This window comes from Pseudonocardia sp. P-1 (assembly GCF_058111925.1).
This window is the reverse complement of sequence record NZ_CM176614.1, coordinates 3,522,810-3,542,760: the sequence shown is the minus strand read 5'-3', so window position 1 is coordinate 3,542,760 and position 19,951 is coordinate 3,522,810. Positions and strand designations below refer to the sequence as shown.

General features: G+C 75.4%; 20 protein-coding genes. 4 read left to right on the top strand and 16 right to left on the bottom strand.

Annotated features, from left to right (window positions below; all coding sequences use genetic code 11):
- Position 1: 1 nt before the first annotated feature.
- From panD to ftsH, 10 genes are all read right to left on the bottom strand, one after another.
- Positions 2–412 (bottom strand): aspartate 1-decarboxylase, encoded by a 411-nt coding sequence (gene panD / locus AC0GKK_RS17440; protein WP_208826235.1) that lies wholly within the window; start codon positions 410–412, stop codon positions 2–4.
- Between the two features lie 22 nt (positions 413–434).
- On the bottom strand, positions 435–1,322 hold the full coding sequence (gene panC, locus AC0GKK_RS17435) for a pantoate--beta-alanine ligase (protein WP_489882114.1): 888 nt from the start codon (positions 1,320–1,322) through the stop codon (positions 435–437).
- Complete coding sequence (locus AC0GKK_RS17430) at positions 1,319–2,242, bottom strand: Rossmann-like and DUF2520 domain-containing protein (RefSeq protein ID WP_251783589.1); 924 nt, start codon at positions 2,240–2,242, stop codon at positions 1,319–1,321. The genes panC and AC0GKK_RS17430 overlap by 4 nt, the downstream gene beginning before the upstream one ends.
- A 276-nt stretch (positions 2,243–2,518) precedes the next feature.
- A complete protein-coding gene (locus tag AC0GKK_RS17425; protein WP_357437065.1) occupies positions 2,519–4,366 on the bottom strand; it encodes a PrsW family glutamic-type intramembrane protease in 1,848 nt (615 codons plus the stop codon).
- A 48-nt stretch (positions 4,367–4,414) separates the two neighbouring features.
- On the bottom strand, positions 4,415–4,951 hold the full coding sequence (locus tag AC0GKK_RS17420) for a DUF3180 domain-containing protein (RefSeq protein WP_489882113.1): 537 nt from the start codon (positions 4,949–4,951) through the stop codon (positions 4,415–4,417).
- On the bottom strand, positions 4,948–5,463 hold the full coding sequence (folK, locus tag AC0GKK_RS17415; RefSeq protein WP_489882112.1) for a 2-amino-4-hydroxy-6-hydroxymethyldihydropteridine diphosphokinase: 516 nt from the start codon (positions 5,461–5,463) through the stop codon (positions 4,948–4,950). The genes AC0GKK_RS17420 and folK overlap by 4 nt, the downstream gene beginning before the upstream one ends.
- A complete protein-coding gene (gene folB, locus AC0GKK_RS17410) occupies positions 5,460–5,825 on the bottom strand; it encodes a dihydroneopterin aldolase (protein ID WP_178375735.1) in 366 nt (121 codons plus the stop codon). The genes folK and folB overlap by 4 nt, the downstream gene beginning before the upstream one ends.
- Complete coding sequence (folP, locus tag AC0GKK_RS17405) at positions 5,822–6,652, bottom strand: dihydropteroate synthase (RefSeq protein ID WP_208826391.1); 831 nt, start codon at positions 6,650–6,652, stop codon at positions 5,822–5,824. Before folP ends, folB begins: the two co-directional genes overlap by 4 nt.
- 49 nt (positions 6,653–6,701) lie before the next feature.
- Positions 6,702–7,316, bottom strand: a complete 615-nt coding sequence (gene folE, locus AC0GKK_RS17400; protein ID WP_374107449.1) for a GTP cyclohydrolase I FolE — start codon at positions 7,314–7,316, stop codon at positions 6,702–6,704.
- 32 nt (positions 7,317–7,348) lie between these two features.
- Entirely contained in the window at positions 7,349–9,847 is a 2,499-nt protein-coding gene (ftsH, locus tag AC0GKK_RS17395; RefSeq protein ID WP_489882111.1) for an ATP-dependent zinc metalloprotease FtsH, read from the bottom strand.
- A 345-nt stretch (positions 9,848–10,192) separates the two neighbouring features.
- Between ftsH and AC0GKK_RS17390 the strand changes: the two genes are divergently transcribed.
- Positions 10,193–11,203 carry a serine protease gene (locus AC0GKK_RS17390; RefSeq protein ID WP_489882110.1) on the top strand — a complete coding sequence of 337 codons (1,011 nt, stop codon included), beginning with the start codon at positions 10,193–10,195 and terminating at the stop codon, positions 11,201–11,203.
- Positions 11,204–11,210: 7 nt separating this feature from the next.
- Here AC0GKK_RS17390 and hpt read toward each other — a convergent pair whose 3' ends face one another.
- The 4 genes from hpt to dacB all read right to left on the bottom strand — a co-directional run bounded on the left by hpt (position 11,211) and on the right by dacB (position 15,476).
- Positions 11,211–11,771, bottom strand: coding sequence for a hypoxanthine phosphoribosyltransferase (gene hpt / locus AC0GKK_RS17385; RefSeq protein WP_062398476.1), 561 nt, complete (start codon positions 11,769–11,771; stop codon positions 11,211–11,213).
- Positions 11,772–11,830: 59 nt separating this feature from the next.
- Positions 11,831–12,943: a tRNA lysidine(34) synthetase TilS gene (tilS, locus tag AC0GKK_RS17380; RefSeq protein WP_489884031.1), complete on the bottom strand. Its 1,113-nt coding sequence runs from the start codon at positions 12,941–12,943 to the stop codon at positions 11,831–11,833.
- Entirely contained in the window at positions 12,940–13,917 is a 978-nt protein-coding gene (locus AC0GKK_RS17375) for a zinc-dependent metalloprotease (protein WP_489884030.1), read from the bottom strand. The genes tilS and AC0GKK_RS17375 overlap by 4 nt, the downstream gene beginning before the upstream one ends.
- 149 nt (positions 13,918–14,066) lie before the next feature.
- Positions 14,067–15,476 carry a D-alanyl-D-alanine carboxypeptidase/D-alanyl-D-alanine endopeptidase gene (gene dacB, locus AC0GKK_RS17370; protein ID WP_489882109.1) on the bottom strand — a complete coding sequence of 470 codons (1,410 nt, stop codon included), beginning with the start codon at positions 15,474–15,476 and terminating at the stop codon, positions 14,067–14,069.
- A 226-nt stretch (positions 15,477–15,702) separates the two neighbouring features.
- On the opposite strand from dacB, the gene AC0GKK_RS17365 reads away from it, so the two are divergent.
- Positions 15,703–16,191 carry an inorganic diphosphatase gene (locus tag AC0GKK_RS17365; RefSeq protein ID WP_073576771.1) on the top strand — a complete coding sequence of 163 codons (489 nt, stop codon included), beginning with the start codon at positions 15,703–15,705 and terminating at the stop codon, positions 16,189–16,191.
- Positions 16,192–16,235: 44 nt separating this feature from the next.
- On the opposite strand, the gene AC0GKK_RS17360 is transcribed toward AC0GKK_RS17365, so the two are convergent.
- Both AC0GKK_RS17360 and AC0GKK_RS17355 read right to left on the bottom strand, forming a co-directional pair.
- Positions 16,236–17,447, bottom strand: a complete 1,212-nt coding sequence (locus tag AC0GKK_RS17360) for an acetyl-CoA C-acetyltransferase (protein ID WP_405421188.1) — start codon at positions 17,445–17,447, stop codon at positions 16,236–16,238.
- A gap of 13 nt (positions 17,448–17,460) precedes the next feature.
- Positions 17,461–17,913 (bottom strand): MaoC family dehydratase, encoded by a 453-nt coding sequence (locus AC0GKK_RS17355; RefSeq protein WP_489882108.1) that lies wholly within the window; start codon positions 17,911–17,913, stop codon positions 17,461–17,463.
- 221 nt (positions 17,914–18,134) lie between these two features.
- On the opposite strand from AC0GKK_RS17355, the gene AC0GKK_RS17350 reads away from it, so the two are divergent.
- Both AC0GKK_RS17350 and AC0GKK_RS17345 read left to right on the top strand, forming a co-directional pair.
- Positions 18,135–19,097 carry an ATP-binding protein gene (locus tag AC0GKK_RS17350; protein ID WP_489882107.1) on the top strand — a complete coding sequence of 321 codons (963 nt, stop codon included), beginning with the start codon at positions 18,135–18,137 and terminating at the stop codon, positions 19,095–19,097.
- Between the two features lie 19 nt (positions 19,098–19,116).
- A complete protein-coding gene (locus tag AC0GKK_RS17345; RefSeq protein ID WP_346106335.1) occupies positions 19,117–19,944 on the top strand; it encodes a SirB1 family protein in 828 nt (275 codons plus the stop codon).
- The last annotated feature ends 7 nt before the right edge of the window (positions 19,945–19,951 follow it).

The following is a 19,951-nucleotide window of genomic DNA, read 5'->3' as shown; positions in this document are numbered from 1 at the left end:
CTCAGCGGGCCGCGCTGGTCAGCAGGCCCGAGCCCTCCGGGGCGTGTCCCGGGTCGGCGCCCAGGTCGGCGATCCGGTTGTCGGCGTCGACGAAGACGACCCGCGGGCTGTAGCCGCGCAGCTCGGCCTCGTCATAGGAGCCGTAGGAGATCAGGATGACCAGGTCACCGGGGTGCACCAGGTGCGCGGCGGCGCCGTTGATGCCGATCACCCCGGAGCCGGGCTCGCCGGTGATCACGTAGGTCTCCAGGCGGGCACCGTTGGTGATGTCGACGATGCTGACCTGCTCGCCCTCGAGCAGGTCGGCGGCCGCCATGAGGTCGGCGTCGACGGTGACCGAGCCGACGTAGTGCAGGTCGGCCTGCGTCACGGTGGCGCGGTGGATCTTGGACTTCATCATCGTGCGGTTCACGGCGGTTCTCCTCGGGACGCGGTCAGAACGCGATGGGGGCGTTGTCGATCAGGCGGGTGGCGCCGACCCGGGCGGCGACGAGCAGGCGGCCGTCCCCGGCGCCCGGGGCGGGGGCCGGTCCGAGGTCGGTGTCGCGCAGCTCGAGGTAGTCGACGTCGATCTCCGGCTCGGTCGACAGCTCGGCGCGGGCGGCGTCCAGCACGGCGTCGTGCCCGCGGACCGACACCGCGGCCCCGGCCGCGAGCGCGCGCGACAGCACGGCGGCGGCGCGGCGCTGCCCGGGGTCGAGGTAGACGTTGCGCGAGGACAGGGCCAGGCCGTCGTCATCGCGGACGGTCGGGACGCCCACGACCCGGGTCGGGAAGTCCAGGTCGCGCACCATCCGGCGGATCAGCGTCAGCTGCTGGTAGTCCTTCTCGCCGAACAGCGCGACGTCCGGGCCGACGATGTGGAACAGCTTGGACACGACGGTCAGGACGCCGTCGAAGTGGCCTTTCCGGGAGGCACCCTCCAGCTCGTCGCCGAGCGGCCCGGCGGTGACGCGGGTCTGCGAGCCCGGCGGGTACATGTGCTCGACCTGCGGGGTGAACACCAGCTCGACGCCCTCGTCGCGGCAGGCGTCCAGGTCGGCCTCGATCGGGCGCGGGTAGCGGTCCAGGTCCTCGCCCGCGCCGAACTGCAGCGGGTTCACGAAGATCGACACGACCGGGACGACGGCGCCGGGGATCCGCTTCGCGTGCCGGATCAGCTCGCGGTGGCCCTCGTGCAGGGCGCCCATCGTGGGGATGAGGACGACCTTGCGGCCCGCACCGCGCAGCGCGCGGGTGACCGCGGCGAGCTTCGCCGGGTCGGCGTGCACAGTCAGCCGGCCGGTGCCGTAGCCGTTCCGGGTGGAGCCGGGGGTGCTCACTTCTCCTCCAGTGCGGTCTCGATGTCGCGGACGCCGTCGGGGCCGAGGAGCCCGGCGGCGGCGGCGCGGTGGGCGGTGCGCCCGGCCAGCGCCCGGTATACGGCGGCCAGGTCGGCGTCGGCGTCGCCGATGTGCTCCAGGTGGGTCCGGACGGTGCCGGCGTCGCCGCGGGCGACCGGTCCGGTCAGCGCGCGGTCGCCGTGGCGCAGCGCGTTGTCCAGCGCGGCCGACAGCAGCGGCGCGACGAGCCGCTCCGCGGGCCGGATGCCGGCGGTCTCCAGCAGCTGCACGCAGTCCCCGACCAGGGTGGTCAGGTGGTTGGCGCCGTGGGCGAGCGCGGCGTGGTAGAGCGGGCGCATCGCCTCGGGGATGCGGACGGGCTCGGCCGACATCTCCAGCACGAGTGCCTCGGCGACGCTCCAGCCGACGGCGTCGCGCGGGTCGCCGTGCTCCGGGTCGCCGGGGGCGGTGACGCCGATGCAGCAGGCGGCGAGCCGGTCGACGTCCTCGGGGCGGCCGGTCACCGTCATCGCCGGGTGCAGCGCCAGCGGCAGCACACCCCGCTCCGTCGCCGGGTCCAGCACCGCGACGCCGCGCGACCCCGCCGTGTGGACGGCGATCTGGCCCGGGCGGAAGCATCCGGCGGCGGCGAGGCCACGGACCAGGCCGGGCAGCACGTCGTCGGGGACGGCGAGCAGGACCAGGTCGGCGCGCGAGCAGACCTCGTCCGGCGGGAGCAGGGGGACGTCGGGCAGCAGGGTCTCCGCCCGGCGCACCGAGGCCTGCGAGACCCCGGAGGCGGCGACGACGTGGTGGCCCGCGCGGGCGAGCGCGGCGCCCAGCACCGCACCGACCCGACCGGCCGAGACCACCCCGACCGCGAGCCGCGCGGGGCGACCGCCATCGATCGCAGAGTCCATCACGAGAATCCGTTTCCTCCCGTTCCGGTCCTGGTGGGGTACCGGTCGGGCAATCCGCGGGTGGCGCGACCTCCGGTGGCCGCGCGCCGGACGCGAGGGTAGACGGGCGCCGGGTGGCGGGGCGTGCTCCTGAGACCGGCCTCACCCCCGGCCCCGCCGGTGTTCGACGGTTGTGGAGATCAGCGCCCGCCTCGCGAACGCTCCGCTCCACAACCGGTGATCATGGAACGGGGTGGGGGCGGGCGGGCGGTCCCCGGCGCCCCGGACCGGCCCGGGTCAACGGGCGGCGGGACGGTCCGGGTCGTCGTCGGGGCGGAGCATCGGGCGGGTGGGGCCGGGGTCGGACGGGTTGTCGTGGTGGCGGCCGCGGGGCTCGGCGGCGGGTGGTTCCGGACGGCGGACGGCCCGGGTGAGGTGCTCGTCGCCTCCCCCCGGGGCGGGTCCGGCGGCGCCGGGGACCGCGGGGCCCTGCGCCGGCGAGGCGGACGGTGCCGGACCGGACACCGGGGAACCGGGCGGCTGGTGTCCGGGTGACGGCGAGCCCGCTCCCCGGCCGCCGGGGACCGGACCGGGCCCGGCACCCGGCTGGCCCGGACGTCGGGCCGGCTCCTGCGGACGGCCGGGCACGCCCGGGCCGTCGGAGCGGGCCTCGGGATCGGCCGACCCCGGACCGCGCGGGCCGGCGGGACGGGCGACGCCGGGCGGTCCCGGGGTGTACGGGGCGGGTGTCCGCGGCGCACCCGACCACGGAGCGACCCGCGGTCCCTCGGGGCGCCCCCAGGGCGCCGCGGTCATGAGCGTGTCCGGGCCGGGCGGGAGCGGCGGCACGGCGGGCCCCGCGGAGGCGGACGCGCCGCCGCCGTCGGGGAAGGTCGGGATCCGGAACTGGCCGGAGAAGCTGCCGTCCGGCGCGGCCGGGGGCGGCGGCTCCCAGTCCGACGGACGCTTCCGCGCCCAGGCCGCGACCAGCGCCTCCGGCACCCCGACGGCGACGGCGCGGGCCCGCAGCACCGCGGCCAGCTTCTCGTCGTGCAGGGCGTGGGCGCTCTCCTTCACCGCGCCGCGCGCGATCCGGTTCCGCATGAACGCCAGCTCGGTGACCGCGGACTGGTACTCGGCGACGGCCTTCGCCGCCGCCGGGCCGGAGCGGCGCCGCACCAGCGTGCGCCAGCCCTTCCGCCGGGACAGCCGGGCCAGCAGGGTCACCTCGCTCGGCGCGATCCAGCCCGCGGCGGCGAAGCCGGGCAGCTGCGCGGCGACGATCCGCGCCTCGCGGCGACGGGCGAACACCACGAGCAGGATCAGCCCGACGAAGATCGGGACCATCACGAACAGGTAGATCTGGAAGAAGCCGCCGGGCGTCGCGGCCAGCACCGACGCGCCGTTCCACAGCGCGTGCAGCACCACCGCGGCGACGTAGCCGGCGATCATCGCCAGCACCCGCACCCCGATGCTGCGGCTGGCCACCGCGATCCCGGCGGCGATGCCGATCATGCAGGTGAACAGCGGGTGCGCGAACGGCGAGGCGACGCCGCGGACGAACAGCGTCGCGAGCACGCCGGCCGACTCCGGCTCGGACACCGCGCGGCCGAGGTAGAGGATGTTCTCGCTGAAGGCGAACCCGGCGGCGACGATCCCGGCGTAGACGACGCCGTCGACGATCCCGTCGAACTCGCGGCGCCGGAACAGCAGCAGCCCGACCAGGAACAGGCCCTTGGTGAACTCCTCGACGACCGGGGCGACCACGACCGGGCCGAACAGGTCGCCCGCGCCGCGCCCGGCGGCCGCGTCGAGCACCGCCGAGGCACTCGTGTTGATCAGCAGGGCGACCAGCGCGGCGAACCCGGCGCCCCAGAGGAACGCGCCCATCAGCATCCGCGGCGGCTCGGGCTCCCAGCGGTCCACCCAGAGGAACGCCGCCACCACCGGCACGACCGGCAGCAGCGCGGCCAGGGTCCCGACGATCACCCCCGGTGTCCCGATCGCGCGTTGCAGCACCCCGATCGTGATCACCGCGAGCAGGGCCAGCACCACCAGGCCGACGACCGGCAGCAGCACGCCCCGTCGCTTGGCGGACGGCGCCGGCACCGGTGTGTACGGGCGGCCGAGCGTCGGGGACGTCATGACCGTCCAGCGTAGAGAACCGGCCCCGCCCGCGCGGGGGGACGCGCCTCAGGTCGAGCGGATCCCACCGTCGGTGTCGTCCGGGTCGTCGGGGGCACGGCAGCAGTACTCCAGCCAGAACGCGGCGCCGATCAGCAGCAGCGCGCTGACCACGCCGATCGCGGCGACGACGCTGTCCCGGAACGCGGCCACCACGACCGCGGCCCGCGGCAGCGTGTGCATCAGCACGCCCACCCACAGCCCGGCGACCACCGCGCCGCCGGCCGCGGAGGCCTTGGCGAGCAGCACCGCCCGGGCCGCGACGAGCGGCGGTACCGGGACGGCCCCGTTCCGCCGCTCGATCCGGCGCCGCAGCACGACCCCGCCCGCGGCCTCGGCGGCGGCGAGGACCGTGACGACGACCGCCGCGGCGACCGGCAGCGTCGGCAGCGACCCGTAGGTCAGCTGGACGAGAATGTTGCCGAGCAGGGCCGCGACCACGGCGATCGCGGCGACGTCGCGGACCCGGGTCGGGCGCACGGTCGGGCGCGGGTCGCCGTCCGGGCCGCGGCCGGGGCGCCGTCCGCCCGGTCCGGGCGCGGTCATGCCGGGTCCCGCAGGACGACGTCGTCGCGGCGGTGCGCACCGGCACGGCCGTCCGGGCCGAGCCGGTCCAGCAGGTCGGCGACCGGCCCGTGCCCGTGCAGGACCGCGCCGGGCTCGGCGAGCAGCCAGGGCAGCAGCACGGTGGCCCGGTCGGGGGTGCCCGGGTGCGGCAGGAGCAGCTCCGGGTCGTCCGAGGTGACCGGGGCGCCGTCGTCGGTCACCTGGACGACGTCGACGTCGAGGGTGCGCGGCCCCCACCGCTGCTCGCGGACCCGGCCCGAGGCGTCCTCGAGTGCCTGCCCACGGCGCAGCCAGCCCCACGCATCGAGCCCCGGGTCGTCCGCGACCAGCACCGCGTTGAGGAAGTCCGGCTGGTCGGTCACGCCCCACGGCGCCGTCTCGAACACCGGCGACACCGCCACGACGGCCGTCCCCAGGTCCGCGACGACCGTGCGCAGGTGCGCGGCCCGGTCGCCCAGGTTGGAGCCGAGGGACAGGACCGCGCGGGTCACGCCCGGCTCCGGGTCAGGACGACCGCGACGTCGTCGAAGGTCAGGGGGATCGGCGCCGACGGCTTGTGCAGCGTCACCTCGACGGCGGCGACCCGGGCGTCGTGGTCCAGTACGGCCTGCGCGATCTCCCCGGCGACGGCCTCGACGAGGTCCCGGGCCGGACCGCCGACGATGCCCGCGGCCAGCTCGGCGAGCTCGCCGTAGTGCAGCGTGTCGGCCAGGTCGTCCGAGGCGGCGGCGGGCGCGAGGTCGGCGTGCACCACCAGGTCGACGACGAACTCCTGGCCGTCGCGACGCTCGTGGTCGAACACGCCGTGGTTCCCGCGGACCCGCAGACCCCGGAGCTCGATCCGGTCGCTCACCGCCCGGTCTCCCGCGGGGTGCGGGCGCGCGAGGCGCCGAGCCGGCAGGCGGCGGCGACCGCGATGGCGTCCATCGTGGACTCGACGTCGTGCACCCGCACGCCCCAGGCGCCCGCGTTGGCGGCGAGCGCGCTGACCGCGGCGGTCGCGATGTCGCGGCCCGGCGGGGTGCGCGGCTCGCCCTCGGCCGAGGCCAGGAGCTCGCCGAGGAACCGCTTGCGCGAGGCCCCGACCAGCACCGGGAAGCCCAGGTCGACGAACACGTCGAGCCGGCGCAGCAGCGCCCAGTTGTGCGCGGCGTTCTTGGCGAACCCGAGACCGGGGTCGAGCACGATGCGGCCGGGGTCGACCCCGGCCATCACGGCGTGGTCGACCCGGGCGACGAGCTCGGACCGGACCTCGCCGATCACGTCCTCGTAGCCCGCGAGCTGCTGCATGCCGGCGCTGTGCCCGCGCCAGTGCATGATCACCCAGGGCGTCCTCGACTCGGCGACGACCGCGGCCATCCGCGGGTCGGCCAGGCCGCCGGAGACGTCGTTGACCATCGCCGCACCGGCCTCGACGCAGGCCTGCGCGACCTCGGACCGGGTCGTGTCGACGCTGACCCGCACGCCCGCGGCGACGAGCTCGCGCACGACCGGCAGGACGCGGTCCCGCTCGGTCGCGGCGTCGATCCGCTGCGCCCCGGGCCGGGTCGACTCCCCGCCGACGTCGACGAGGTCGGCCCCGGCGTCGCGCATCGCGACGCCGTGTGCGACGGCGTGCGACCGGTCGACGTAGCGGCCGCCGTCGGAGAACGAGTCGGGGGTGACGTTCAGGATCCCCATGACCGCACAGCGGCCGAGCTCCGGCAACGCCCCGCCGGGGGCGACCACGTCAGCGCCCCCTGATCAGCGAGAGCGCCTCCGCGCGGGAGGTCGCCGAGCTCTTGAACAGCCCGCGCACCGCCGAGGTGGTGGTGCGCGACCCCGGCTTGCGGATGCCACGCATGGCCATGCACAGGTGCTCGGCCTCCAGCACGACGATCACCGCGCGCGGGTTCAGCTTGCGCACCAGGGCGTCGGCGATCTGCGCGGTCAGCCGCTCCTGGACCTGCGGGCGCTTGGCGTACAGGTCGACCACCCGGGCCAGCTTGGACAGGCCGGTGACCTGGCCGTCGACGGCCGGGATGTAGCCGACGTGGGCCACCCCGTGGAAGGGCACGAGGTGGTGCTCGCAGGTGGAGAACATCGGGATGTCCTTGACCAGCACGAGCTCGCCGTGGCCCTCGTCGAAGGTCTTCTCCAGCACCGTGTCCGGGTCGACGAACAGCCCGGCGAAGATCTCGCCGTAGGCGCGCGCGACCCGGGCCGGGGTCTCCTTGAGGCCCTCGCGGTCCGGGTTCTCCCCGACCGCGATCAGCAGCTCGCGGACGGCGCGCTCCGCACGGTCCAGGTCGACCCCGCCGGGTACGGCCCGGGTCACCCCGGGCGCCACCGCGGCGGACTCCACCGGTCCGGAGCGTCCGTCCGTCGTCGACGTGCTCAGTGTCCTGCCTCCGGGTCGTGTCCGCGTCGCTGCTCGCCGGCGCCGGGATCGTTCGCACCACCCGGCGCGCCGTTGCCGTGCGCGCCGTTGCCGTTGCCGCCGTCGCCCGGTCCGGGACCGGACCAGGGACCGCCCTGGGCGGGGCCCTGCGGCCCGCCCTGCTGCGGCGGCTGCGCCCAGTTCGGCGGCGGCCAGCTCTGCCCCTGCGGGGTCGTCGCGGGCCGCCAGTCCGGCGGGGCGCCGTAGTTCGGGGCGACGGCGGGCGGCGGGGGCTGTCCCGGTCCGCCGTAGGACCCGGCCCGGCCGTAGCCGTGGACCGGGGCGCCGTGCCCGTTGCCGGGCGCGCCGTAGCCGTTCCCGTTCCCGTTGCCGCCGCCGTGGCCCGGGCCGCCGTCGCCGGGGGCGTAGCCGCCGTCGTTGGGGGCGTCCGGGCGGCTCGGGACCGAGCCGCCCGCCGGGAACGGGGAGGCGCCGGGGGTGCCGGGCGCGTCGCCGTAGCCGTTGGCGACGCCCGAGCCGACCTCGGCCGGGGTGAGCTCGTCCTCCTCGGGCGGCAGGACCTCACCGCGCTCGTGCGCCAGCTCGCGCCGGGTCTTGATCGGCGGCTTCTCCGAGGGCGTGCGCACGCCGAAGTCGTCGAACGCGGTGATCCGCGGCCGCTTCTCCACCGACCCGAAGATCCGCTCGAGGTCCTTGCGGTTCAGGGTCTCCTTGTCCAGGAGCTCGAGCACCAGGTCGTCGAGCACGTCGCGGTAGGTGTTGAGGATCTCCCACGCCTCGGTGTGCGCGGCCTCGATGAGCTTGCGCACCTCCTCGTCGATCTCGTGGGCGACCTCGAGCGAGTAGTCGGCCTGGTTGCCCATCGAGCGGCCGAGGAACGGGTCGCCCTGCTCGCGGCCGTAGCGGACGGCGCCGAGCTTGGCGCTCATGCCGTACTCGGTGACCATCGCGCGGGCGATCTTGGTGGCCTGGTCGATGTCGGAGGACGCGCCCGTCGTGGGCTCGTGGAAGACGAGCTCCTCGGCCGAACGCCCACCCATCGCGAACACCAGCCTCGCGATCATCTCGGCGCGGGTCATGAGGCCCTTGTCGTCCTCCGGGACGACGAGCGCGTGCCCGCCGGTGCGCCCGCGCGGCAGGATCGTGAGCTTGTAGACCGGCTCCAGGTCCGGCATCGCCCACGCGGCCAGCGCGTGCCCGCCCTCGTGGTATGCGGTGATCTTCTTCTCGCGCTCGGAGACGATCTTCGACTTGCGCCGGGGGCCGCCGACGACGCGGTCGACCGACTCCTCCAGCGCGGCGCCGTTGATCAGCGTCCCGTGCTCGCGGGCGGTCAGCAGCGCGGCCTCGTTGATCACGTTGGCCAGGTCGGCGCCGGACATGCCCACGGTGCGTTTGGCCAGCGACTCGAGGTCGACGTCGTCGGCGAAGGGCTTGCCTTTGGAGTGCACCGACAGGATCGCGCGACGGCCCGCCAGGTCGGGGGCGCCGACCGGGATCTGCCGGTCGAACCGGCCCGGGCGCAGCAGCGCCGGGTCCAGGATGTCCGGCCGGTTCGTCGCGGCGATCAGGATGATGCCGCCGCGGGCGTCGAAGCCGTCCATCTCGACGAGCAGCTGGTTCAGGGTCTGCTCGCGCTCGTCGTGCCCGCCGCCGAGGCCGGCGCCGCGCTGGCGGCCGACCGCGTCGATCTCGTCGACGAAGATGATGCAGGGCGCGTTCTGCTTGGCCTGCTCGAACAGGTCGCGCACCCGGGAGGCACCGACACCGACGAACATCTCGACGAAGTCGGACCCGGAGATCGTGTAGAACGGCACGCCCGCCTCACCGGCGACCGCACGGGCCAGCAGCGTCTTGCCGGTGCCGGGCGGGCCGTAGAGCAGCACGCCCTTGGGGATCTTCGCGCCCAGGGCCTGGTAGCGGCCCGGGTTCTGCAGGAAGTCCTTGATCTCGTAGAGCTCCTCGACCGCCTCGTCGGCGCCCGCCACGTCCGCGAACGTGTTCTTCGGCATGTCCTTGTTCAGCTGCTTGGCCTTGGACTTGCCGAAGCTCATGACCCGGTTCCCGCCGCCCTGGGCGTTGTTCAGGAACCAGAACAGCAGGATCAGGACCAGCGCCAGCGGGATCATCGTGATCAGCAGCGTGGAGAGGAAGGAGTCCTGGCGGACGACGGTGTCGTACTCGGCGATCCCGGGGACCTGGCGGACCTGGTCGAAGATCTGACCGGAGATCTGCGCCGGGTACTGGGTGAGGATCTGGGTCGTCTCGTTGCCGTCGACCTCGATCGGGCGGTCCAGCGTGAGGCGGAGCTGCTGCTCACGGTCCTCGACGAGGGCGTCCTTGACGTTCCCCGACTGCACCTGGGAGAGCGCGACCGACGTCGTGACCTCGGTGTATCCGCGGGTGTCGTCGAACAGCTGGCTGAACCCGAGATAGATCAGGAGTGCGACGAGGATCCAGATCAGCGGGTTGCGGAGCAGGCGCTTGCGGTCCATGCAACGTCGGCCTGGGTGGCCTTCACCTTCCCGGGAGTGGTTCTCGGCAGCGGCGGCGGACGGTGTACCGCCCCGCCGGAGGGCCCTGACCCGCCAGGATAGCCCCACGGTGGGTGGCGTGCTCCGGACGGACCTGGCCGGACCGCCCGGTGAGCGGACGGCCGATCGGTGAACGAACCGGCGACCTGCCCGGTTCCCCCACAGGGGTGTCCCGACGCACACGTCGACACCGTGGTGTGGGACAACTGTGCAGCACGCTCGGTACCGGGACGGCGGCGGAGGGCAGCGGCGCCCTGCTCCGTCCGGTCCAGCGGCGATGGTCTGCGGGTCGGGAGGGACGATCGGATGGCGCTGCACGCGGTGGCCGGACCCCGGCGGACGGTGTCGGTGCTCGCCGCCGGTCTCGCCGCCGCGGCGGCACTGGCGGTGTTCACCGTGCCGGTGGGGACGGCCGCCGCCGTGCCCGTGATCCCGCCGCCCGCGGCCGCCGCACCGACGCCGCCGGTCGTGACCGCGCCGCCGGCGACCACCGCCCGGGCCGAGGCGAGCGACCTCGTGCCGCACCCGGCCGTCGTCGCGGGGCCGGGGTCGATCGGCCCGGGGACCGTCACCGAGACCACCGGCGCGGGCCTGTGCACGGCCGGGTTCGTGTTCACCGCGGGCGAGCGCACCTTCCTCGGGCAGGCCGCGCACTGCGGCGGCACCGGCGACGAGACCGAGACCGACGGCTGCACCTCCGACGCGGTGCCGCTGGGCACCCCGGTGCTGGTGCACGGCCGCGACGGCACGGTCACCGGGACGCTGGCGTGGAGCTCGTGGAACACCATGCAGGCCCGCGGGGAGCGCGACCCCGACGTCTGCGCCTACAACGACCTCGCACTCGTCGAGCTGCCCGCGGGCGCCCGCCCGTCGGTGGGTGCCGCGGTGCCGTTCTTCGGAGGTCCCGGCGCGGTCCGCACCGCGCCGCTGCCCGCCGGCACCCCGGTCTACGGCCTGACCAACCCGCCGGGCGCCGGCGGCGTCCGCACGGTCGGGGTGCGCGCCGGTGCGGCCGCCGCCGAGGTCGGTGGCGGCTGGGGGCACGCGGTGTTCGCCGTGCAGGACGGCGTCGCCGGGGAGTCGGGCAGCCCGCTGCTCGACGCGCAGGGCCGCGCGATCGGCGTGCTGTCCAGCCTCACCACCACCGAGGACCTGCCCAGCATCGAGTACACCGACCTGGCGAGGGCGTTGGACTACGCAGCCCGCACCGACGGTCCGGCCGGTCTGACGCTCGCCAGTGGGCCCGCGTTCGACGCGGCCCCGGCCGGGGTCGACCCGCGGGCACTGGCCACGCCGGCCGGGCCCGGGGTCGGCTGAGCCCCGCTCAGGCGTAGACCGACGGGTCCAGGGTCCCGATGTAGGGCAGGTCGCGGTAGCGCTCGGCGTAGTCGAGGCCGTAGCCGACGACGAACTCGTTCGGGATGTCGAACCCGACGTAGCGGACCGGGACGTCGACCTTCACCGCGTCCGGCTTGCGCAGCAGCGTCACGACCTCCAGCGACGCGGGCGAGCGGGTCTGCAGGTTGCCCAGCAGCCAGTTCAGGGTGAGCCCCGAGTCGATGATGTCCTCGACGATCAGCACGTGCCGCCCGGCGATGTCGCGGTCGAGGTCCTTGAGGATCCGCACGACGCCCGACGACGAGGTCGACGAGCCGTAGGAGCTGACCGCCATGAACTCCAGCTGGGCCGGGATGGGCAGCGCGCGGGCGAAGTCGGTCATGAACATGACGGCGCCCTTGAGGACGCCGATCAGCACGAGGTCGGACTCGCGGCCGTCGCGCACGAGGCCGGTGTAGTCACCGGCGACCTGCTGCGCCAGCTCCGCGGTCTTCTCGCGCACCTGCTCCTCGGTGACCAGCACCGAGGAGATGTCCCCGTCGTACACCCGACCCCCTCGCACGGACCGCGTGGCGGTCCGGTCGACCCTGTGCACCGGACCCGCGGTCACGCCCGGTCACGCGGCCGGCTGCGGCGGCGCAGCACGAGCCTGCCACGGGCGCGGGTCAGCACCAAGCCGCCGCCCACCGCCGGTCCGCCCTGCCCGCGCCAGGCTCCGACGAGGTCGTCGGCCGCCCGCAGCTGCGCGTCGGTGAGGGCCCGCGCGCCCGCTCCGGCGAGCCATTCCCGCAGGACCCGGCGCCGTACGGCGGGCTCGGCAGCGGCCAGTACACCGGTGTCGAGCGCGGTGCCGAGGGCCTCCCCGACCCCCGCCGCGGCCCCGGTGGGGCCGGTCACGGCGGTACCCGGTGGTGAGCCGTTGTCGCCGGAATCACCCGGCCCGGCCCCCCCCGCCGGTGTATTCCGCTCACCGTCCGTGGCCACGCGGGCCGCGGACAGCAGCCGGGCCGCGGCGACGGAGAGGGCGGCGTCGTCGTCGTGGAGCTGGTCCGCGGTGCGGGCGAGCGCGGCCGCGACCCCGCCGCCCAGGACGTCCTCCAGCAGCGGCAGCACCTCGTGGCGCAGCCGGGAGCGGACGAAGCGGGGGTCGGCGTTGTGCGGGTCGGCCCAGGCCGCGACGCCGGCGGCCGCGCAGGCGGCGACGGTGTCGGCCCGGCGCACCCCGAGCAGCGGGCGCAGCCACGGCTCGGTCCACTCGCGCATCCCGGACAGCGACCGGGCCCCGGAGCCCCGGCCGAGGCCCAGCAGGACCGTCTCGGCCTGGTCGTCGAGGGTGTGCCCGAGCAGCACCGGCGACGACGGCGTCGGCCGCGCCGCCCGCAGCGCCGCGTACCGGGCGGCCCGGGCCGCGGCCTCGGGGCCGCCCGCGGCGCCGACGACGACCGGGTGCACCGTCGCCGTCACCCCGAGCCCGCGCAGCAGCGTGGCGAGCCCCGCCGAGCGCTCCGCGGACCCGTCCTGCAGCCCGTGGTCGACGACGGCGGCGTGCACCGGCCCCTCGACCGCCTCCCGGACGGCGAGCACCAGCGCGGTGGAGTCGGCCCCGCCGGAGCAGGCGACCAGCGGCGGGGCGGCCGCCACACCGCCGGGCAGTCGGTCCAGTGCGGCCCGCACGGCACGCCGGACCCGGCCGGCCGCGGCGGGCCCGTGACCCGTCAGGCGACGCGGCGCAGCCACGCGGCGGGGTCGTCCAGCTCGGCGCGGGTCGGCAGCGTCTCCGGCGACTCCCAGACCCGGTTGATCCCGGCCATCCCGGCCTCGCGCTCGACGGCCCGGCAGAACGCGGCGCCGACGGCGTACTGGCGCATCTTCGCCTCGACCCCGAGGAGCGCGCGCAGGATCCGGTCGATCAGCCCGCCGCCGCGGCGGCGCTCGGTGAACCGGCGCCGGATGAGCGCGACGTCGGGGACCACGTCCGGCCCGACGGCGTCCATGACGTGGTCGGCGTGCCCCTCCAGCAGGGTCGACAGGGCCAGCAGCCGGTCGAGCACGGCCCGCTGCTCGGGGCCCTGCAGCAGCTCGACGAGCGCGAGCACGTCGGCCTTGCGGCCGTCCTCGCCGCGCAGCGCGCGGATCGCGTCGGGCAGCCGGGCGAGCCGCGCGGTGTCCGGTTCCTGCAGCGACAGCAGCTCGGTGACCAGCCCGGAGAAGTGGTCGCGCAGCCACGGCACCGCGGTGAACTGGAGCCGGTGGGTGGCCTCGTGCAGGCAGACCCAGAGGCCGAACTGGTCGCCGTCGACGTCGAGCGAGCGCGAGGCGGCGTAGACGTTCGGGGCGACGACGATGAGCCGCCCCGCCCCGCCGGGCCCGCCGAACGGGTCGTACTGGCCGAGCACGCGGGCACCCATGTAGGCGAGCAGCGCGCCGAGCTGCACCCCCGAGCCGGCCGCGGTGACCGTGCGCAGCGGCCACGGCGAGTCGGGCAGCCGGGCGCCGGAGGTCAGCGCCTCCATCCCCCCGACGGCGGCACGCGCCCAGGCGGGCCGGTCCAGCACGTCGGCGGGCAGCAGCGGCAGGTCCGCCCCGAGGCCGGTGACCTCGCGGACGTGTCCCTCGGCGCGGGCGGAGTCGGTGCGCAGGCGCTCCACCAGCGCGCCCGCCACCGCGGGGGTGGTGCGGGGCCCGGCGGGCATCAGCGATGCCGCCGTCGACGCGGCCAGGGACCAGTTCACCGGCAGCCCGGCGCCGGTGATGTCGGGCCGGGGGCGGCCGGTGACCGGGCCGGTCGTGTCGGTCTCCATGCGTCCCACGCTACCCGCGACGACGGGTGCGCGAGACCGGGTCAGCCGCGGCAGCCGCAGCGCGACAGCGTTGCCGCGATGCGGTCCAGCGCGGGGCGGGCGTCGGCGGGCGAGGTGCCGTTGGACAGCAGCGCGAACACCAGCAGCCTGCCGTCGACGTCGGTGACGACCCCGGCGAGGCTGGAGGCGCCGGACAGCGTGCCGGTCTTGGCGCGCACGACACCGCGCCCGGCGACCGACCGCGGGTCGCCGAACCGGTCGGCGAGTGTCCCGCCACCGCCGGCGACCGGGAGCCCGGTGAGGATCGGGCGCAGGAACTGCACGTCGGTCGGGCTGTCGGACTGGGCGGCGGCCGAGGACAGCACCGCGCCGAGCAGCCGGGCCGGGATCAGGTTGTCCCGGGACAGGCCGCTGCCGTCGGCGAGCTCCAGCCCGGACACGTCGTAACCGGCCTGGACCAGCGCCTCGGTGACGGCCTTCGAGGCCCCGTCGAACGAGGCCTCGCCGTCCTTGGACACCGCGACCTGGCGGGCCATCGCCTCGGCGGTGACGTTGTCCGAGGCGGTGAGCATGTACTCGATCAGGCTCGCGATCGGCGGGGAGGACACGCTGCCCAGCACCGGCGCGTTCGCAGCGGCGACGCCCTCGAGGACGTCGGAGGCGCCGAGCGCGCGGGCCAGCGCCTTCCCGGCGGCCGCGGCGGGGTCGGTGCTGCGCGGGCCGTCCTGCTGCAGCGGGTCGGTGCGGCCGCCGTCGAGCATCAGCGCCGACATCGGGGCGACGTAGCCGTCCGCGACGTCGGTGGGCCCCCAGCCCGGGGACTCGGCCGGGCCCTTCCAGAGGCTCGCGTCGGTGTAGACCGTCGTGATCGGGCGGCCGACGGCCTTCTTCACCTGCTCGGCGAGGTCGGCGATCCGCGCGGGCTCCGGGTAGAGCCCGTCCTGCCCGTCGGGCAGCGCGGTCAGCGACGGGTCGCCGGACCCGACGAGGACGACCGAGTCCGGGGACGGACCGGGCACGACCCGGGTCGCGAGCCGGTCGGTCGGGTTCAGCGACAGCAGCGCGGCCGCGGCGGTGAGCAGCTTCGTCGTGGAGCCGGGGACCATGCCGCGGTCGCCGTCGCGCTCCCAGATCGGCTTCACCCCGCGCGGGGCCGCGGAGTCCATGACGACCCCGGTGACCTCGCCGAGCTCGGGCGCGTCGAGCTGGGAGGACAGGGCCTGGGTGATCCCGGCGGCACTCGGCACCGGCGCCGTCGGTGTGAGCGGGCGCAGCGCGGGCATCGGGACCGGCGGGTACTGGGTGGCGGTGGTGCCGAGCCCGAACGAGCTGCGGGCGTCCGGCCCGGCCAGGGCGACGGCGCCGAACAGCGAGGCCAGTGCCATCACCGCGACCGCGACCACGGCGAACCGCCGGTAGCTGCGCTCCGGCCGGCGATGCCTGCGTCCCACGGACCCTCCTGTACCTGCTCGTCCGGCGGCCGACCTGCCCGCACGGTGGTGCGACGCGGGCCACATCGGCCCGCTCCGCCCTCACCGGCGTGCACCCGTGCCCACCCGGTCCCTCACACTAGGGGGCAGCACCGACACCGCCGGAGCGGGCGGGCCAGCGGCCCCGCCCCGGATCCGGTGGAGCCGTGACACAAGACCGCTGACCTTCTTCAAGGAGCAACGAACCGTGGACTTCGACGTCACCATCGAAATCCCCAAGGGCGGCCGGAACAAGTACGAGGTCGATCACGAGACCGGACGTATCCGGCTCGACCGCACCCTGTTCACCGCCACCCAGTACCCCGCCGACTACGGGTTCATCGACGACACCCTGGGCGAGGACGGGGACCCGCTGGACGCCCTGGTCCTGGTGCAGGAGCCGACCTTCCCCGGGTGCGTCATCCGCTCCCGCGCGATCGGCATGTTCCGGATGAAGGACGAGAAGGGCGGCGACGACAAGGTCCTCTGCGTCCCCTCGGACGACCCCCGCCAGGAGCACCTGCGCGACATCCACCACCTGGCCGAGTTCGACCGGGCGGAGATCCAGCACTTCTTCGAGATCTACAAGACCCTCGAGCCGGGCAAGAGCGTCGAGGGTGCGTCCTGGGTCGGCCGGGCCGACGCCGAGCGCGAGATCAAGGCGTCCTACGAGCGCGCGAAGAACGCCGGGCACTGACCGATCTCGCCGGGGCGGCCGTGCACGGCCGCCCCGGCTACGGGTCACACCTTCTCGAACACCGCGGCGAGGCCCTGGCCGCCGCCGATGCACATCGTCTCCAGCCCGTAACGGGCGTCGCGACGCGCCATCTCGCGGGTGAGGGTGGCCAGGATGCGGCCGCCGGTGGCACCGACCGGGTGCCCCATCGAGATCCCCGAGCCGTGCACGTTGGTGCGCTCGAAGTCGGCGTCGGTGAACTTCCACTCCCGCGTGCAGGCCAGCACCTGCGCGGCGAACGCCTCGTTCAGCTCGATCAGGTCGATGTCGGCCAGGGTCAGCCCGGCCACGTCCAGGGCCTTGGCCGTCGCCGGGACCGGGCCGATGCCCATCGTCTTGGGCGGGACCCCGCCCAGGCCCCAGGACACGACCTTCGCCAGCGGGCGCAGTCCCAGCTCGGCGGCCTTCTCCGGGCTGGTCACCACGCAGATCGCGGCGCCGTCGTTCTGGCCCGACGCGTTGCCCGCGGTCACGGTGGCGTCCGGGTCGTCCTTGCCCAGGATCGGGCGCAGCGTCGCCAGCTTCTCGACCGTCGAGTCGGGGCGGACGTGCTCGTCGCGCTCGACGACGGTGTCGCCCTTCCGGCCGGGCACGGTCACCGGGACGATCTCCTCGGCGAACACCCCGGACTCCTGCGCGGCCGCGGCCCGGTGGTGCGAGCGGACGGCGTACTCGTCCTGCTCGGCGCGACCGATCGCGTAGTCGCGGCGCAGGTTCTCCGCGGTCTCCAGCATGCCGCCCGGCACCGGGAAGTTCTTCCCGCCGGCGGTGACGCGGCCGCGGGCCAGCGAGTCGTTCAGCATCACGCCGGGGCCGCCCTTGACCCCCCAGCGCATCCCGGTGGAGTAGAACGACGCGCCCGACATCGACTCGGCGCCGCCGGCCAGCACGACCTCCGCCGCGCCCGTCCGGACCTGGCCGGCCGCGTAGAGCACGGCCTGCAGGCCCGAGCCGCAGCGGCGGTCGATCTGGATGCCGCCCGCGGTCACCGGCAGGCCGGCGTCGAGCGCGGCGACCCGTCCGATCGCCGGGGCGTCCATCGTCGGGTAGCAGTGGCCCAGCACGACGTCCTCGACGACGTCGGGGTCCAGCCCGGTCCGCTCCATCAGGGCGCGGATCACGGTCGCGGCGAGGGTGTGGGCCGGGACGTCGCGCAGCGACCCCCCGAACCCGCCGACCGGGGTCCGCAGCGGCTCGCAGATCACCGCATCACGCATGGGTTCTCTCCTCCTAGACGAACTGCCGGGTCAGCCATTCGGCGACCAGGGCGGGCTTCTCGGATCCCTCGACCTCGACGGTCACACCGACGGTGAGCTGGACGCCGCCGGGGGCATCGCTGACGTCGGTCAGCTCGATCCGGCCGCGGATCCGGGCGCCCACCGGCAGCGGGCTGGTGAACCGGACCCTGTTGAGGCCGTAGTTCACACCCATCTTGACCCCGTCCACCGTGAAGACGGAGTGGACCAGCTCGGGCAGCAGCGACAGCGACAGGAAGCCGTGGGCGATCGTGGTGCCGAACGGTCCGGCCGCGGCCCGCTCGGCGTCGACGTGGATCCACTGGTGGTCGTCGGTGGCGTCGGCGAAGCCGTCGATCCGCTCCTGCGTGACGGTCAGCCAGGGCGAGGTCCCGATCTCGGTCCCCTTGGCCGCCCGCAGCTCGTCCACTCCGTCGAAGACGCGCATCTGTCACTCCGTTCGTGGTGCGTGATGGTGATCCGTTTCCAGCCTTCCCTACCGCACCGCGGGCCGCCGGGGGGTGCGACGTCGTCGAACACACACGCCCCGCACCGCACGACCGGTGCGGCTTGGTTATGGTCACCCCGTCAGGAGCCGCCTTGAGCAGATGGGCACAGCTTCGACGTGGAAGGCCTACGCCCCATGACCCCGACCGCCCCCGACCGCCGATGACCACCACCACCACCCCGCGTCCCGACCCGGACGGCCTCGTCCACCGGGCCGTGCCGTACCGGGATCCCGAGCACCAGGCCGCCGCCCTCACCGCACCGGTGACCGAGGCGCTGGAGTCGGGCCGTCGCGCGCTCGTGGTCGTCGACCCGCGGTGTGCCGCGGTGCTGCGCCGCTCCCTCGGCCACGACGCCGGGGTGGAGTTCCGCACGCCGGACCGGATGCACTCGGCCCCGCCGTTCACGGTCGCGGGGCGCTGGAGCCGCGCGGTGCGCGAAGCGCTGGCCGACGGCGCGTCCGGGGTGTGCACGGTCGGCCAGCCGGTCGAGCTGCCCGGCGCGGACGCCGCCTACTGGACCCGCCTCGACCTCGCCCTCTCGCACGCCCTGCGCGCGCTGCCCGTCGAGCTGCTGTGCTGCTTCCCCGACGTCGAGGCCGACCGCGCGCACGCCGGGGCCCTGCACGACGAGTTCCTCGTGGACGGCGCCCCGGTCCCGAGCGGCTGCCGGCGCGACGACCACGAGCTGCTGGCCGAGAACCCGCAGTGCCCGCCGGACGAGCTGGGGCCGGCGATCGTGACGCTGCCGGTGACCTTGGACGACCTCGGGTCGATGCGGCGCGTCGTCGAGCGGCAGGCCGAGCTGTCCGGGCTGGGGCCCAGCCGGATCTCCGACCTCGTGCTGGCAGTCAACGAGCTGATCAGCAACGGCGTCGAGCACGGGTCGGGTAACCCGGTCCTGCGGATGTGGCGCACCGAGGCGGGGCTGGTCTCGGAGATGAGCGACGCCGCGACGTGCCGGCTCGCGTTCCCCGGGCTCGCCGCGCCACCGGTCGCCGGGAACCGCGGCCGGGGGATGTGGCTGGCCTCGGAGCTGTCGGACGTGCTGCAGGTGTGGACCGCGGAGGACGACCCCGGTCAGGTGACGGGCACGGTCGTGCGCGTCACGATGTCGCCCCCGTGAATCCCGGTACGGTCCCGGGGTGACCCGGCACGACCGCGCCGACCCGGTGACCCGCTTCCTGCGGATGGTGACCGGGCCCGAACCGCCGCTCGACGAGGCCGCACTGGCGATCGCCGCCGGCGCCGCCCCGGATCCGGAGGTCGCGGCGGTGTCCACCGCACGGGCCCGCGCCACGCTCGACGAGCTCGCCGACGGTGTCACCGGCTTCGAGTCGCTGCTGCACCGGTTGTTCACCGAGGCCGGGTTCCGCGGCAACTCCGCCGACTACGCCGACCCGCGCAACTCCTTCCTGCCCGACGTCCTCGAACGCCGCACCGGCATCCCGATCACCCTGTCGGTCGTCGCGATCGAGGTGGGCCGCCGGGCCGGGGTGCCGCTGGAGGGCGTCGGCATGCCCGGGCACTTCCTGGTGCGGGTGCCCGGCACCCAGCGCCTCGTCGACGCCTTCGACGGCGGCAGGCGGCTCGACCCGGCGGGCTGCGAGGAGCTCTTCCGCGCGACGACGGGCGCCGGCCCGGAGGTGCCCTTCGACGCGGGCATGCTGCCGCGGACCTCGACCCGCCAGATCCTCGCCCGGATGCTGGAGAACCTGCGTGCGACCTACGGCCGCTCCCGCGACCACGACGGCCTGGAGTGGGTGCTCCGGATGCGGCTGGGCCTGCGCCACCAGGGCCCGGAGCTCATCCGCGAGCTCGGCGAGGTACTCGCCGCGCAGGCCCGCTGGGACGAGGCGGCCCGGCTGATGGAGTCCTGGGTGGACGGTCCGGGGCGCGGATCGCGCTCGGGCGCCGACGTGCTGGACCAGGTGCGCACCGAGGCGATGAAGCACCGGGCCCACCTCAACTAGGACGCCG

What these genes read in the sequence shown, in the direction of transcription:
- AC0GKK_RS17390 (WP_489882110.1), top strand. Translation starts at nt 10,193, where the DNA reads ATGGCGCTGCACGCGGTGGCCGGACCCCGGCGGACGGTGTCGGTGCTC.
- AC0GKK_RS17420 (WP_489882113.1), bottom strand. Translation starts at nt 4,951, where the DNA reads ATGACCGCGCCCGGACCGGGCGGACGGCGCCCCGGCCGCGGCCCGGAC.
- ftsH (WP_489882111.1), bottom strand. Translation starts at nt 9,847, where the DNA reads ATGGACCGCAAGCGCCTGCTCCGCAACCCGCTGATCTGGATCCTCGTC.
- AC0GKK_RS17355 (WP_489882108.1), bottom strand. Translation starts at nt 17,913, where the DNA reads ATGCGCGTCTTCGACGGAGTGGACGAGCTGCGGGCGGCCAAGGGGACC.
- AC0GKK_RS17425 (WP_357437065.1), bottom strand. Translation starts at nt 4,366, where the DNA reads ATGACGTCCCCGACGCTCGGCCGCCCGTACACACCGGTGCCGGCGCCG.
- folP (WP_208826391.1), bottom strand. Translation starts at nt 6,652, where the DNA reads ATGGGGATCCTGAACGTCACCCCCGACTCGTTCTCCGACGGCGGCCGC.
- AC0GKK_RS17350 (WP_489882107.1), top strand. Translation starts at nt 18,135, where the DNA reads ATGACCACCACCACCACCCCGCGTCCCGACCCGGACGGCCTCGTCCAC.
- AC0GKK_RS17375 (WP_489884030.1), bottom strand. Translation starts at nt 13,917, where the DNA reads ATGCCCGCCGGGCCCCGCACCACCCCCGCGGTGGCGGGCGCGCTGGTG.
- AC0GKK_RS17430 (WP_251783589.1), bottom strand. Translation starts at nt 2,242, where the DNA reads ATGGACTCTGCGATCGATGGCGGTCGCCCCGCGCGGCTCGCGGTCGGG.
- AC0GKK_RS17360 (WP_405421188.1), bottom strand. Translation starts at nt 17,447, where the DNA reads ATGCGTGATGCGGTGATCTGCGAGCCGCTGCGGACCCCGGTCGGCGGG.